Source organism: Streptomyces lydicamycinicus (assembly GCF_000829715.2).
In the GTDB taxonomy this organism is placed as follows: Bacteria; Actinomycetota; Actinomycetes; order Streptomycetales; family Streptomycetaceae; genus Streptomyces; species Streptomyces lydicamycinicus.
The window spans coordinates 179,120-192,859 of record NZ_BBNO01000007.1 but is presented as its reverse complement, the minus strand read 5'-3'; the positions used below and the strand labels follow the sequence as shown (position 1 = coordinate 192,859).

The window sequence follows — 13,740 nt, the reverse complement described above, 5'->3', positions numbered from 1 at the left end:
TCCGTCGGTGCGAAGGGCGGCGCTCGCGCGGCGGCGCCCCGGCGCGGCGGGCTCAGCCGACCTGCGCGGACGGGGCTGAGCCTGCCGGACCGAGGCACCGGCAGGGGGTCGCGGCGTGGTTACGGGGCCATCTCGTACGCCCCGGACAGTGCCTCCACGCGCTGCCAGACGCGCGTCGAACGGGCGTCGTCGACGACCGGGCGGCGGACCGCGCCCAGCGCCCAGCTCTGCTGTGCCGCGGTGGCGGAGTCCTTGCCGTGCAGCTCGACGGCGTGTGCGGAGAAGTCCCGGACGAGGACGGCGAACAGCTCGTCGAGCACATCCTCGTCGAGGCCGGTCAGCTGCGCCTGCTCCAGGATCAGCTGGCCGTGGACGACCAGCGCGAACAGCTGGCCGACGGCGAGCAGCAGATCGAGGTCGCGGCTCTGCTCCTCGTCGGGGGCGGCGGTGGTGACGAACTCGCAGAGGGCGTCGGCCTGTTCGCGGAAGCGGGCGACGTTCGGCACTGCGGCGAAGGCGTCGTAGGCGGTGCGCCAGTCGTGGAAGCGTACGGCGCCCAGGCCGCGGGCCGGTCCCTGCCGGAAGAGGAACGCGTCATCGGCCGCGTCGAGGCGGGTCGGCACGGGCGCGTACTCGGCCGGGTTCAGCAGGTGGTTGCCCATGAACTTGAGGATCAGGGCGAGGTTGACGTGGACGGTGCCCTCCAGCTTGGGCAGCCCGCGGATCTCGGTGGCGGCCTGGGCGAAGTAGGTGTCCTTCTCGAAGCCCTTGGCGGCGATCACGTCCCACATCAGGTCGATGACCTTCTCGCCCTCGGTGGTCACCTTCATCTTCGTCATCGGGTTGAAGAGGAGGTAGCGGCGGTCGTCGGGGCCGGCGGAGCGGAAGTAGTCGACGGCACGGTCGCTGAACAGCTTCATCCCGACCAGGCGGACGTAGGCGTCGGTCAGCTCGCGGCGGACGTGCGGGAAGGCGGTGACGGGGCGGCCGTAGAGGATGCGGTTCTGCGCATGGGTGACGGCCTCGTACATCGCGTGCTCGCAGATGCCGATGGCGCCGGTGCAGAGGTTGAACTTGCCGACGTTGACGGTGTTGAGGGCGGCGTCGAAGGCGGCGCGGCCGGTGTGCAGGATGTCGGCTTCGGCGACCGGGTAGTCCTCCAGGCGGAATTCGCTGACGTACTTCGAGGAGTCGACGACGTTCTTCACCAGGTGGTAGGCCGGGTGGCGGCTGTCGGCGGCGAAGAAGACATAGCCGTCCGGGCCCTCGATGTCGGTGCGGCGGCCGAAGACGGAGACGAGTCCGGCGGCGTTGCCGTTACCGATGTAGTACTTGGATCCGCTGGCGCGGAAGCCGCCGGCACCGTCGGGCTCCAGCAGCATGTCGGTGGAGTAGATGTCGGCGCCGTGGGCCTTCTCGGACAGGCCGAAGGCGAACACCTCGCCCTGGGAGAGGAGTTCGGCCGCACGGCTGCGGACGGCGGCGTTGTCGCTCTGCCAGACCGGGCCGAGGCCGAGGATGGTGACCTGCCAGGCGTACCAGTAGTCGAGCCCGTAGAAGCCGAAGATCTCGTTGAGGGCGGCTATCCGGGCGGTGTCCCAGCGCTTGTCCTGCTGCCCGTCGGCGGCGGAGGCCGGGGTGAGGAAGGTCGCGAACAGCCCTTCCTTGCTGGAGAATTCGAGGAACTCCGACAGCCACGCGCGGGAGCGGTAGTCCTCGATCAGCCGGCGCTTGCCGCGGTTCTCGAACCAGTCGACGGTGGCGCGCAGCAGCCGGCGGGTCTCGGGGTCGAAGTGCGCCGGGTCGTAGGTGCGGGGGTTGAACAGCAGCGGGTCGGCCATGATGTTCGCCTTTCCGGCTCAGGTTGCGGTTTGCGGTGGTGGACGGGGAAAGCTCGGGAGCTGACCCGAACGCGGCAGCCGGGCAAACGTGTTGCTCACCCGGCGCCGGTTCAACGCTCGGGTCGGAGTCGGCGGAGGGTGGCGAGTACGTCGTCCAGCCAGTCGAGTGTCATGCGCTCGTAGGCGATGCCGCCGCGCAGTACGACGTGCTGGAGTTCCTGGCCCGCGTCGGGCGTGGCAGGCGCCTCGGGGCCGGTGAAGTCACGCCGCTCCCCCGCCAGGTAGTGCGCGAGGCGGTCGGAGTGGATCTGATGGTGCCGCTCGACCTCACGGATCAGCGCGGCGGGATCGTCGAAGGCCGCACCGCGGATCTTCACCGCGAGGTCGTGCCGGACGCTCTCCGGTTCGATCGGCTCGTGCAGCCACTCGGCGAGCGCCGTCCGGCCGAGAGCGGCGACGGAGTACTCCTTCTTGTCCGGCCGGGCCTGCTGCGGCACCTCGCGGACATCGATCCAGCCGTCGCTCTCCATGCGCTTGAGGACGCGATAAATCTGCTGGTGGGTGGCGGTCCAGAAGTACCCGATGGACCGCTCGAACCGCCGGGCCAGCTCATAGCCGGAGCCCGGCTTCTCCAGCAGGGAGACAAGGATCGCGTGCTCAAGCGCCATACCCCGATCCTTCTATGCAACTCGTTGCATAGACAAGAGGCGCCGCGGGGGTGAGACGCGGCTCACCCGGGCGGGGCGGGGTGAGGGCCCGGCGCCCGGCGTGGCGTCGTGTGGTCGCGGGAAACGCCCCTACTCCCCCACCGCCCCATCGGCCAGCTCACGGGCGATGTCGAGGTGGCCCGCGTGGCGGGCGTACTCCTGGAGGAGGTGGAAGAGGATCCAGATCAGGGTGGGGCGGTCTTCGTCGGGCGGGACCTTTCCGCCGAGGGTGGCTGCCCGGTCCTCCAGGCGGGTCGCGGCGACGATGGCGCGGGATCGGGCGCACTGCTCCAGGAAGAATTTTCTGCAGTCCTCGAATGATTCTTCAGGGGCGACGTGCCACACTCCAGGACGGGTCTTGAGGTCGGCCCAGGGTTCTTCGATGTGTTCGCCCTCGAACCCCCATTGCAGCCATCGCAATTCCACACAGGCCAAGTGCTTGAACAATCCGAGGGGCGACCATCCGGTGGGCATTCGGCTGGCCCTCAGCTCCGCGTCCGACATTCCCTCCAGCTTGCGCAGCACGGTGTTCCGGTAGAAATCGAGATAGCCGGTCAGCAAGTCGTAGGGGCTGGTGAGAGTCACCGGAGGCTCAGCGGCGGGTTCAATTTTGTGGACCATGATGAGGACCATATGGAGGCGGGGGTGACCTGTCCAGGGTTCGGGCGGGCAGTTCCACCGGGCACCGCCGTCCGGTGGAATGCAGAGGGCCCGTCGGCGGGAGACGCCGACGGGCCCCGGGGTCAGTCGCTCAGCACTTCAGGTCGAGGACGTGGATGTTGGGGAGAATTCCTTCGATCCGGTAACAGTGGTTCTTGTCCGGCTCCTTGATGTACAGCGGCGTGGAGCCTCCCGACCAGTGCACCTGGACCGTGACACCGGTTGCTTCCGCGGGGAAATACGCCTTCCAGCTGTCGCCCACCGGCCGGACGTTGTGGCAGTAGTTCTTCTTCTCTATGCCCTCCGGGCCCTGCCACTCATAGCAGGTGTCGATGAGCGACGCCGCCTGGTGGTCGAACTGGAGGTAGTTGTCCGAGGCGGCAGTGGCGGAGGGTGCCGTCAGTACCGCGCCGGCCAGGGCGAGGCCCAGGGTGGCAGCACCGTATGCCAGGGAACGCTTCTTGCTTCGCATGCTGGAGTTCACCTCTCGCTTCAATGGTCCGGGCACGCCCTAGCAGGTCTTGTCGGTTCTCTTCGGGCCCCAGGTGTAGCCACTCAGCTCGTAGCAGTAATTGCGGCTCAAGTCGGTGATGTGCGGCGACACATTGTCACCCGCTATTTGCCCGTCCACCGTCACCTCGACCTTGACGCCCTGGGCGTCATCGGGGATTTCCACCCGCCAGTCCGTGCCGATGGCCTTCCCCTTGTCGCAGGAGTCCGGGGTGGTCGAATTCGTCCAGTGGTAGCAGGTCTCGGCGATGAACCAGCCTTTGTTGGAGAAGCCGATGTACTTGCCCGAGCCCGAGCCCGCGGCCGCGGCGGACGGCGCTGTCATCGCGCCGCCGACCAGCGCGAGGCCCAGTGCGGCGACCCCGTAGGCCGCCGACTTCTTGATGTTCCGCACGGAATGCCCCTTCGTGAGTGTGTAGCGCGTGGGAGCGGCGGCTCAGCGCCCGTTCTTGAGGGCGGCGCCGCAGGCGACCACGTCGGTGTCGGCGCGGGCCGTGCTGTTGAGCGGGATTTCGGTGCGCAGTGCGGAGATCTTCGCGCCGCCGAACTCGCCGCCCTGGATGGTCACATCGGAGACGCGCTGTTCCATGTCATGGCCCATCTGGAGCATCCCCTTCTGGCCCGGCTTGACGGTGATCCTGATGTCGCCGCTCTTCGACTCGGTGTTGGTCTGGCTGTACTGCGCGGAGGCGCCCACGCCCAGCTTGTCCTTGATCAGGGTGATATCGACACTGGCACCGACATTCCAGCCCCAGCTGAAGGTGCGGGTGCCGCTGAGCGTCTGGTTTATCTCCGCGGCGCCAGGGCTGCAGTTCTGGATGGGCCCGACACCCATACCGGCGTTGTCCACGTCGAACCACTTGGTCACCTGCTTGGATTCCAGGGTCGTCGACGAGCAGGACACGCTGCTGTCATTGCACTGTTCCAGTGCGCGCTTGACCTCTTCCGCGGAATTCACCTGGTATCCGTTGTCGTAGGTGACGGAGGGGCTGCCTTCCTCCACCCACTTGTCGGTGTGGCCATTGACGTCGGGGAGGCTGGAGCCCTGGGCGGCGGATGCCGCGGGCGCCGCCAGGGCGAGCGCGGCGGCGACAGCGCCGAGGGTGAGCGCCATGCGGGATGCGGAGGTGGATGTGGAGATCAACGTTTCCTCGCTCTGTTCTGGGTCATTCCGATGCGCAGGAAGGCGTGACGGCGGCGCTCCCTGCGATTTCCGGGTGGTTCAGCAGCCGGTTTCCTGGAGCTTCGGCCGGTCCACGAGCCCGGTGATCTCGAAGCAGTGGTTGCGGTTGGTGTCGGTCACCGCGGCGGTGTCCACCGTGGCGTAGTCGACGACGCTGGTGCTGAGATCGATCTTTGCGCCGGTCGCTTCCTCGGGGAAATATGCCTTCCAGGTGTCGTTCACCGGCCGGACGTTGTGGCAGTAGTTCTTGCCCTCGGCATCACGCCACTTGTAGCAGGTATTGGCGAGAATGCCGGCGTGGTTGGTGATCTGGATGTAGTTCTGGGAACCCGCATAAGCGGCGGGCGCGGAGAGTACGGTGGAGAAGCACGCGGCCCCCACCGCGAGAAGACCGAATACAGCCCGATGGTTGACCTTCACGGTTGTTACTCCCTCTTGCGCTGTCCGGAGGCGCCGCAATAATTCGACGCCGTGCGATGAGTAAGTCATGAGAGATCCACCGAATCAATGGGATCCGGCTAAGACTTCGGTCCCCGGACATTCCCCTTCGGGGCAACCACGAGAAATGCCACGGCCGGGCGGGAACCACGGCTTCCGACCACGAGGAACCACGGTTCCCGCTGCCGGCGGACCACAGGAACACCGGCCGCCCACGGACAAACCGAAAGCCCCTCACCCGAAAGACGGTGAGGGGCTTCTGACCGGGGTGCGGGGCCTTTGACCGTGCGACCGCGCTCAAGAATCCGCCGGATCGCTCCCCCCGCGGAGCCTGCCCGCTTCAGCCATCGCCGCCGCCAGGTGTGGGCGTCCGGTGATGCCGAGCTTGCGGTAGGCGCCGGTGAGATGGGTTTCCACGGTCCGTAGCGAAACGACGAGGAGTTCGGCAATCTGCTTGTTGCTGTATCCCTGAGCGGCGAGGATGCCGACGCGTTCCTCCCCCGCGGTCAACCCCCCGATTCCCTGGCTCCCGGACCGTGCGACACGTCCGCCGGCGAGGTGCAGCCCCTCCTCCAGTCGCGTGGCGAGCACCGTGGCCCCACACCCGACGGCGAGGTCCAGGCCCTCGCGCAAGGTTCTGCGGGCGCCGCGTTTGTCGTCCCGGCGCAGCAGGGCGATACCGAAGTCGTGGCAGGCGCGGGCGAGTTCGAGGCGGGCGGGGGTGGGCCGGAGCACGGTCACGGCTTCGGCCAGCATGTCGAGCCCCCGGGAGCCCGCTGCCGCCGCCCCCGCCGCCCGCAGCGCCACCCCGAGGGCCCGTGGGAGCCGGCAGCGCCGGGCGAGGTCCAGCTCCTGCTCGGCCAGCGCCTGCGCCGAATCGGCTTCCCCCAGGGCGAGATGGACGGGGACCGCGCGGGAGCGCCACGGGGACATGGCCGGGCTGACCGTCCCCAGCGCCTCACTGTGGTGACCGCACTCACGGAGCAACGAGAGCCCGGACCGCGGCTCGCCCTGGGCGATCCGCAGGGCGGCCAGGCTCATCAGGAACCGGGGCCGTTCCCAGGCCACTTCCGTCTGCCCCGCCACGGCATGCGTGACCGCGACTTCCTCGGCGGCCTCGACCCGGCCCCGGGCGAGCAGGGCGTCGATCCTGATCGTGTCCAGGGTCAGGGCGTACGGCAGCCGCCCGGTGGGGGACGCGTGGTCCGCGGCGTCCTGAACCGCGGCGAGGGTCTCGGCGATGTTTCCGCGGCGCAGCGCCAGCACGGCGCGGTAGACCGTCAGGGAGGAGACCAGCAGTTCCATGCCCCGGCCCGAGATCTCCCGGGTCAGATGGCGGTTGAGCCGGTCGGCCGTATCGAGCTCGTCGAGGTACAGCAGCGTCTGGGCGACGAAGTAGTGCAGCGGGAACAGGTCGTGGGAGAACGCCGGCAGATTGACCGACGCCCGCTCGATGAGAGCGGTGACGTACGGGGCGGGCAGGGCCGCGCGCAGGGCGTGGAAGGCGCGGATGGCGAGCAGTTGGCGTTCGCCCGCGGTGCGGTCGGCCAGGTCGTCGTCCCTGCCGGGGGACGGCGCCGGTGCCGGGCCGGTGGCGGACGGCCGCTCGAACTCCATCCACGAGCGCAGCGCACTCATCCGCAGTGCCAGCTCGCGGTCGGCGGCACCGGGGCCCGAGGTGGGCCGTTCGCTTAATGCCGCGAGCTTCCGGTCCACGCTCGACAGGTCCGTCCGGGGCCCCCGGGAGAGCAGCAGGGAGTAGGCCAGCACCCCCAGGGCGTCGCTGCGGGCCGCCTCTTCGGTCAGCCCGTCCAGCGCGCCGGTGACGCAGGAGATGGCCAGCGCGGCATCGTAATGGCTGGCCGCGGTGCCCAGTTCCAGGAGCACCCGGGCGCGCTCGGGCTCGTCCAGCGGCTGGTGCAACGCGGAGCGCAGATAGGTCACGGCGGTCTCCGGCGCACCGCGGCGCAGTGCCTCGGTGGCCGCCCGGCGCAGCGCCGGCAGGACCCAGGAGCCGTGGACGGGGCCGGCCGCCAGCAGATGGGCGGCGACCTCCTCGTCGGGGCGCCCGCTCAGACAGGACACCTGGGCCGCCCGCGCATGCCCGACGCCGAGTTCCTCGGGTGACAGCGTGGCCAGCACGGTGTCGCGGACGACGGGATGGGTGAAGCGGGGGTCGCCGTCCGCCCGCAGCAGGCCGAGCGACCGCAGCTCCTCGGCGGCGGACTGCACCACGGCCCGCCCGGTCCCGCAGTACGCGGCGAGCAGTTCCGGCGGCTTGCGGTCGCCCAGGAAGGCCAGTGCCCGCGCCAGCGCCACGACCTCGTCGGACGCCTGGCAGAGCCGGTGCGAGATCTCCCCGCCGAGGGTGGAGAGGGTGACCGTGGGGATCCGGTCCCGGAATTCCGTCGTCGGCTTCACACCGCTGCGCTGTGCCTGGTGGAGCAGGGCGCGGACGAACAGCGGATGCCCGCCGGTGGCGGCGTGACAGGCGGCGCAGAAGGCCGCGTCGGGTTCGTCGGCGCCCCAGAGCGTCCGCACCAACTGCCCCACGCCGTCCACGTCGAGCGGCTCCACGACGATGGTGTGGCAGTTCGCGGGCCGGACGAGCTCGGTGAACAGCGGATCGAGCCGTCTGCCCTCGGCGCTACGGGTGGTCACGGCGATCAGCACGGGGTGGCTGTCCGCCCGCCCGATGAAGTGGACCAGCCAGCGCAGGGAGGGCTGATCGATCCACTGGAGGGCGTCCACGGCCAGGAGCAGGGGCTGCCGGCGGGCCAGCCGGGTGACCAGTGCGTCCAGTTCCCGCAGCGTCGATGCCGTCACATCGGCGCTCTCCGGCAGCGGATCCGTGGCGGCGTCGTCGTCCAGGGCCCGCAGCGTGGCCGCCGCCGACCCTTCCAGCAGGCGTGCCCGGTCGGTATCGGAGACCGCGGCCAGCAGCGGCTTGAACAGTTGCCGGACGGCACCGAAGGCGAAGGCGCGCTCCAGGGGGTGGCAGCGGGCCCGCAGCACACGGAACTGCCCGTTGCGGTCCCACCAGGTGCTCAGCAGGGCCGATTTGCCGATACCGGCCGACCCTTCGAGCTGTACGACGCGAGGACGGCCGGACAAGACGTCGGCGGCCACGGCGTCCATGGCAGCGAGTTCGCGTTCGCGCCCCACCAACGGCCAGTCGTCACCGCATGCGTCACGGGAATGTGCGAACGTCACCAGTTGCTCAACTCTCGTCGTTCTCGTCTGGTTTTCGAGACGTTCCGATGACGACTGGGGTTGCCTGAGCCGGTCGCCCAGATGTCCGTCCACGACCGGTGCGTGCCCTTACATCCCGGCGCCGCGTGCAACCATGTCGCAACGTTGTACGGAGTTAACTGGACCGCCGCCGGGACGGCGCGGTGGGCACGATCCGGGCGCGCCCGGGCGGCCCGCCCCCGTCCTGTCGACGACATCCGTTTCCGCCGGTCAGGAGCGGAATGCCCAGGAGAGGACGACACATGTACCCACCAGGGACCAAGAATCTGCCGGTCAGCCGCCCCGCCACGAAGCCGGGCCGCTTCTGATGGCCGGCGGCGACGGGGGCGAGACGGCCGCTCCGGGCCCCGCGGCCCCGGAGGGCACGGCACGCATCGGGCTCACCGCGGCGGCGGCCGAACTGCTGCGGCTGCTGCGGAAGGAGCACGGCCCGCTGATGTTCCACCAGTCCGGCGGCTGCTGCGACGGCAGCGCCCCCATGTGCTACCCGGCGGGGGAATTCCGTACGGGATCGTCGGATGTGCTGCTGGCCCGGCTGGGCGTGGAGGGTGTGCGGGAGCCGGTGGACTTCTGGATGTCGGCCGACCAGTTCGCGCGCTGGCGGCACACCCATCTGACGGTGGACGTCGTACCGGGGCGGGGCAGCGGGTTCTCGCTGGAGGCGCCGGAAGGGGTGCGCTTTCTGATCCGCTCGCGGTTGTTCACCGAGGAGGAACGCGCGGGGCTCAGCGGCTGAAGCGGGGCGCGGGCGCCGGGAGACGCCGGGCAGGAGTGAGGCCCCACGCACGGGGGAGAGCGTGGGGCCTCACTTGTAGAAACGGGTGGAAGGCGGTTCAGGTTCCCGCACGGTGAAGATTTCGCGAGAAAATCTTGTACGGACCGCGCGGTGCCGGTCCGCCTCGTCCCTCAGGTCTCGCCCTGCACCAGCCGTTCCAGCATCTTCTGGAAGTCCGCGTCCGCCACCACCCGCAGCCCGTCACCGTCCGGCTCGCTCAGCGGGGTCATCACGCCCCGGCGCCACCAGAACACCCTGGGGCTGATCGCCCCCGCCGCGTCCTCGTGACCGGCCGCCGCGAACTGCGCCATGGCCTGAAGCGCCGGGATGACCTGGGCGTCGTGGATACGGTGGAACGCCAGCTGGTGCCGGAAGGGCAGGGCGACCAGCGCACCGTCCGGCGTGAGCCCGGTGCCCATGAGCCGCTGCACCAGCTCGTCGAGGACCAGCACCCGGCTCGCGGTGAAGAACGAGTCGCCGAGCAGCACCTCGAACGCCGAGCCGTCGCCGCGCCGCACCGTCTCATGCCCTTCGACCGGCAGCGCCCGCAGATTGTTCATCGCCCGGATCCGCAGCTCGGCCACGTCCCCGAGATCGGTCAGCGAGTCCTCGCTGAGCATCTGCACGGCCTCGGGCAGATCGAGGGCGAGCACTTCCCGCAGCCCCGGCGCCGGCGCCCGGCCGTAGCGGAAGGAGTCCGAGGCGGGCAGCGTCTCCTGGGCGACCACACGGGGGTACAGACAGGCCCGGATCTCGTCCTCGCTGAGGATCTCCAGCGGCTGCGGGCCGTCCATCGTGCGGAGCACCTTGCCGACGTGATCCCGGATCAGCGCGGGCCAGCTGCGCTCCCCGCGCCGGTCGCGATGGCACACCGCGGCGAGGTTGCCGAGGCCGAACTGCCGGCCCGCGGAGTCGGTGACCACGCCCGCGTACGCGGTGACTTCGAGTCCCCGTTCCGCGAAGGCCTGCCGGACCTGGGATCTGAAGACACCGCCCTCGCGCTCGGAGAAGAAGCTGAACTCCCCGTCGCGTGCCAGGTCGCGGGAATCCCGCTTCGGTCCTCGGCGGAACAGGCCCATCTCTTCCTCCCGGCAGCGGCCACGCACAACGGCCATGAATGGGCCGATCGTAACGGGTGCCCCGCCGCCCCCGTCGCCCTGCTCGCCGCCGCTCACGGAGGTGACCGGCGCAGGGAGACGGGGCGGCGGGGACGGGAGGGATGAGGGAGGAGACGGGAGACTAGCCGCCGATCGTGACGTCGATACAGGCGTAGAAGGCGTTCGCGGTGTCGGCGATGTTCCAGACCGCGAGGATCTTCTGCTTGCCGGTGATGCCGCCGAAGTTGACGGTGTGCGAGACCGTCGCCGGTGGCTGCGCACCTCCGTCGTTGAACTCGGCGACCTTCTTCCCGCCGACGAAGTACTGCCAGGTGCTGGTGGAATGCCGGGCGGTCAGCCGCCAGTTGAAGGTCTGTGAGCTGCCGACCGGGGTGGCCTTCCAGCCCTTGCTGTCATCGTCGAGTTCGGCGAACCGGCTGTTGCCGCCGCTACAGCTGGTCAGCCCCTTGGGGCCCTCGACGCTCTGCGGCTCCCACTTGACCGGACCGCACTCGATGCTGCCCGCGGCGCACTGCGCCTGCCGGCTGGGCGGCGAGGACACATAGCCGTGCGCGCTCGCCGGACCGGCCGGCAGGGTGACGACGAGCAGCGGGGCGATGCCCGCACCGAGGGCGAGGGCCAGCTTTCTTTTCCTGTGCATGTCAAGCCTTTCGCGAGAGAGGCCGCCACGCGAGAGCAGCGAACCCGACGCCGCCGCGGCGCCGCACGTCCGCCCGGGGAAGCCTCGTTGAGGGGGGTGAATGACGCGAAGGTGCACACCAATTGGTCTAGACTTTACTCTCTGACCGCGTACGGTCAAGAGGCGCGGCGGGTGTTGCCGTGCCGACGGCAGGCCGTGGCGGGGGTGAGTGCGCGCCGGACCCTCAGGCAATCAACTCGCCTCATGTACCGCCTTCTTGACGTGGCGTCAGGCTCGCAAGTCGCCCGGTCGGTGAGCCGAGGAGGCGCCGGCCGGTGCGCTGGAGGCCCGGACGACCAGGTGCGGCGCCAGTCGGACCGTGCGGCGTGGGCCGGGCTCCGTGGTGGACGGCCGGCGGCTCAGCAGGCGGGCGGCCTCGGCGGCCAGTTCACCGACCGGCTGACGGACGGTGGTCAGCGCCGGGTCGGCGAGGCCGGCGAGCGGGATGTCGTCAAAGCCGGTGACGGCGACCTCCCCCGGTACGTCCGCACCGAGCTGCCGCAGCCGCTGCAGGGCACCGGCGGCGATGAGGTCATTGGCGCAGATCAGGGCGTCCGGCCGGGACGGCCAGACACGATCGACGGCGGCGCGTCCCCACTCCACCGAGAAGTCGCCGAGCTCGACGCGCCCGGGGGCTTCCGGGTCCAGCGCCGCGGCCCCCGCCTCGTACGCCGCACGCCGCTCGACCGCCGCCGACGCGGTCCCGGCGGCTCCCACGAAGCAGGGGCGGCGGCGGCCGGTGGCGGCCAGATGATCGAGTACGAGGGCCATACCGGCCGCGTTGTCGACGGCGACGGAGTCGGCGACGCCGGGGCCGCAGCCGCGGTCGAGCAGCACCAGCGGCACCTGGGCGGCCGCACTCGCCACCGCCTCCCGGCTGCGCCGCTCATCGACGGGTATCAGCAGCAGCGCGTCGACCTGCCGCCCCAGGAACGCGCCGATCCGGGCCGCCTCGGTCACCGGGTCGTCGTCGCAGTCGGCGAGCAGCACGGCCCGCCCCTCGGCGTGCAGCGCATGCTCCAGCTCCCGGACGAGGGAGGGGAAGAACGGGTTGGTGATCTGCGGCAGGACGAGGCCGACGGTGCCGGTGGAGCGGCTGCGCAGGGCGCGGGCCACATGGTTGGGGCGGTAGCCCAGCCGCTCGGCCGCCTCGCGTACGGTGCGGGCGGTCTCGACGCCGACCGGACGGGTGCCGGCCAGCACGCGGGAGACCGTGGCGATGGAGCAGCCGGACGCCAGCGCGACGTCCTTCAGCGTGACTTCGGCCACCGTCTCGCGGCTCCCTTCGCTCGGCCCGCCCGGACCGGACGGAGCATACGCCCCCTTGCCTGCCTGGCAAACGTTGTCCCGCGAGAGGTGGTTCTCCCCACCACACCGGCCGCATTTCGTCCCGAAAACGCCCGGTAGGCCAGAGATTGAACCGTTGACAACCGGCCAGTCCATGGGTCAAGTTTCCGGAGAACGTTTTCCCATGTTGCTCGCTCGTGGCTGACTTCCCGCCCGGGCACGCCATGGGCGACCGCCGGGCGCGCTGTGCACCGGAGCCCATGCCGGCCCCGCACCACCACTCCGCACCACATTTCCGAGCAGCAGAGCAAAGGGGCTCTTCCGTTGGCCAGAAAGATCATCCTCGACTGCGACCCGGGGCATGACGATGCGATCGCCATGCTCCTGGCCCATGGCAATCCCGATGTCGAGCTGGTCGCCGTGACGACCGTGGTCGGGAACCAGACGCTGGAGAAGGTGACCCGCAACGCGCTGTCCGTGGCGCGGATCGCCGGGATCACGGGCGTGCCCTTCGCCGCCGGCTGCCCGCGTCCGCTGGTCCGGGACATCGAGACGGCGCCGGACATCCACGGCGAGACCGGTCTGGACGGCCCGGAGCTGCCCGAGCCGGCCATCGAGCTGGACCGCCGGCACGCGGTGGACCTGATCATCGACACCGTGATGTCGCACGAGCCCGGCGAGATCACCATCGTCCCGACCGCGGGGCTGACGAACATCGCGCTGGCCGTGCGCAAGGAGCCGCGGATCGCGGAGCGGGTCCGTGAGGTCGTCCTGATGGGCGGCGGCTACCACGAGGGCAACTGGAGCGCGGTCGCCGAGTTCAACATCAAGATCGACCCCGAGGCCGCGCACATCGTCTTCAACGAGCGCTGGCCGGTCACCATGGTCGGCCTCGATCTGACGCACCAGGCACTGGCGACCCCCGAGGTCGATGCGAAGATCGCCGCGGTCGGCACCCGCCCCGCCAGGTTCGTCGGTGAGCTGCTGGACTTCTTCCGCGAGGCCTACCGCGAGAACCAGGGCTTCACCTACCCGCCGGTGCACGACCCGTGCGCGGTCGCCTACGTCATCGACCCGGACGTGATGACCGTACGGAGGGCCCCGGTCGACATCGAGCTGCGCGGTGCGCTGACCGTCGGTATGACCGTGACGGACTTCCGGGCGCCCGCGCCGGACGACTGCACCACCCAGGTCGCGGTCAAGCTCGACCACGAGCGGTTCTGGAACCTCGTCGTGGACGCACTTGAGCGGATCGGGGACGTCGAGGCATGAACACCCCCACCGAGATGA

The 13,740-nt window shown here is 70.1% G+C and carries 13 protein-coding genes; 2 read left to right on the top strand and 11 right to left on the bottom strand.

Annotation, left to right across the window (positions count from 1 at the left end; all coding sequences use genetic code 11):
• Positions 1-119: 119 nt before the first annotated feature.
• The 8 genes from TU31_RS23370 to TU31_RS23335 all read right to left on the bottom strand — a co-directional run bounded on the left by TU31_RS23370 (position 120) and on the right by TU31_RS23335 (position 8,552).
• A complete protein-coding gene (locus TU31_RS23370) occupies positions 120-1,841 on the bottom strand; it encodes an acyl-CoA dehydrogenase family protein (RefSeq protein ID WP_042157998.1) in 1,722 nt (573 codons plus the stop codon).
• A gap of 110 nt (positions 1,842-1,951) precedes the next feature.
• Entirely contained in the window at positions 1,952-2,509 is a 558-nt protein-coding gene (locus TU31_RS23365) for a PadR family transcriptional regulator (protein WP_042157996.1), read from the bottom strand.
• Positions 2,510-2,638: 129 nt separating this feature from the next.
• A complete protein-coding gene (locus TU31_RS23360) occupies positions 2,639-3,169 on the bottom strand; it encodes a DinB family protein (protein ID WP_042158843.1) in 531 nt (176 codons plus the stop codon).
• Positions 3,170-3,299: 130 nt separating this feature from the next.
• Positions 3,300-3,680: a hypothetical protein gene (locus TU31_RS23355; RefSeq protein ID WP_158894623.1), complete on the bottom strand. Its 381-nt coding sequence runs from the start codon at positions 3,678-3,680 to the stop codon at positions 3,300-3,302.
• Positions 3,681-3,719: 39 nt separating this feature from the next.
• Positions 3,720-4,112: a hypothetical protein gene (locus TU31_RS23350; RefSeq protein ID WP_042157992.1), complete on the bottom strand. Its 393-nt coding sequence runs from the start codon at positions 4,110-4,112 to the stop codon at positions 3,720-3,722.
• Positions 4,113-4,154: 42 nt separating this feature from the next.
• A complete protein-coding gene (locus TU31_RS23345) occupies positions 4,155-4,862 on the bottom strand; it encodes a hypothetical protein (protein WP_158894620.1) in 708 nt (235 codons plus the stop codon).
• Between the two features lie 78 nt (positions 4,863-4,940).
• Positions 4,941-5,321: a hypothetical protein gene (locus tag TU31_RS23340; RefSeq protein ID WP_042157988.1), complete on the bottom strand. Its 381-nt coding sequence runs from the start codon at positions 5,319-5,321 to the stop codon at positions 4,941-4,943.
• Positions 5,322-5,636: 315 nt separating this feature from the next.
• On the bottom strand, positions 5,637-8,552 hold the full coding sequence (locus TU31_RS23335; protein WP_042157985.1) for a helix-turn-helix transcriptional regulator: 2,916 nt from the start codon (positions 8,550-8,552) through the stop codon (positions 5,637-5,639).
• Positions 8,553-8,898: 346 nt separating this feature from the next.
• On the opposite strand from TU31_RS23335, the gene TU31_RS23330 reads away from it, so the two are divergent.
• Complete coding sequence (locus tag TU31_RS23330) at positions 8,899-9,327, top strand: DUF779 domain-containing protein (protein WP_042157983.1); 429 nt, start codon at positions 8,899-8,901, stop codon at positions 9,325-9,327.
• 170 nt (positions 9,328-9,497) lie between these two features.
• Here TU31_RS23330 and TU31_RS23325 read toward each other — a convergent pair whose 3' ends face one another.
• The 3 genes from TU31_RS23325 to TU31_RS23315 all read right to left on the bottom strand — a co-directional run bounded on the left by TU31_RS23325 (position 9,498) and on the right by TU31_RS23315 (position 12,432).
• Entirely contained in the window at positions 9,498-10,445 is a 948-nt protein-coding gene (locus TU31_RS23325; protein WP_042157981.1) for a hypothetical protein, read from the bottom strand.
• 160 nt (positions 10,446-10,605) lie between these two features.
• Positions 10,606-11,124 (bottom strand): lytic polysaccharide monooxygenase auxiliary activity family 9 protein, encoded by a 519-nt coding sequence (locus TU31_RS23320; RefSeq protein WP_042157980.1) that lies wholly within the window; start codon positions 11,122-11,124, stop codon positions 10,606-10,608.
• Between the two features lie 267 nt (positions 11,125-11,391).
• Positions 11,392-12,432, bottom strand: a complete 1,041-nt coding sequence (locus tag TU31_RS23315) for a LacI family DNA-binding transcriptional regulator (RefSeq protein WP_042157978.1) — start codon at positions 12,430-12,432, stop codon at positions 11,392-11,394.
• A 342-nt stretch (positions 12,433-12,774) separates the two neighbouring features.
• Between TU31_RS23315 and uriH the strand changes: the two genes are divergently transcribed.
• Positions 12,775-13,722, top strand: coding sequence for a uridine-preferring nucleoside hydrolase UriH (gene uriH / locus TU31_RS23310; protein WP_042157976.1), 948 nt, complete (start codon positions 12,775-12,777; stop codon positions 13,720-13,722).
• Positions 13,723-13,740 lie beyond the last annotated feature (18 nt).

Coding starts and splice junctions, on each gene's coding strand:
- TU31_RS23370 (WP_042157998.1), bottom strand. CDS start 1,841: ATGGCCGACCCGCTGCTGTTCAACCCCCGCACCTACGACCCGGCGCAC.
- TU31_RS23365 (WP_042157996.1), bottom strand. CDS start 2,509: ATGGCGCTTGAGCACGCGATCCTTGTCTCCCTGCTGGAGAAGCCGGGC.
- TU31_RS23360 (WP_042158843.1), bottom strand. CDS start 3,169: ATGGTCCACAAAATTGAACCCGCCGCTGAGCCTCCGGTGACTCTCACC.
- TU31_RS23355 (WP_158894623.1), bottom strand. CDS start 3,680: ATGCGAAGCAAGAAGCGTTCCCTGGCATACGGTGCTGCCACCCTGGGC.
- TU31_RS23330 (WP_042157983.1), top strand. CDS start 8,899: ATGGCCGGCGGCGACGGGGGCGAGACGGCCGCTCCGGGCCCCGCGGCC.
- TU31_RS23325 (WP_042157981.1), bottom strand. CDS start 10,445: ATGGGCCTGTTCCGCCGAGGACCGAAGCGGGATTCCCGCGACCTGGCA.
- TU31_RS23320 (WP_042157980.1), bottom strand. CDS start 11,124: ATGCACAGGAAAAGAAAGCTGGCCCTCGCCCTCGGTGCGGGCATCGCC.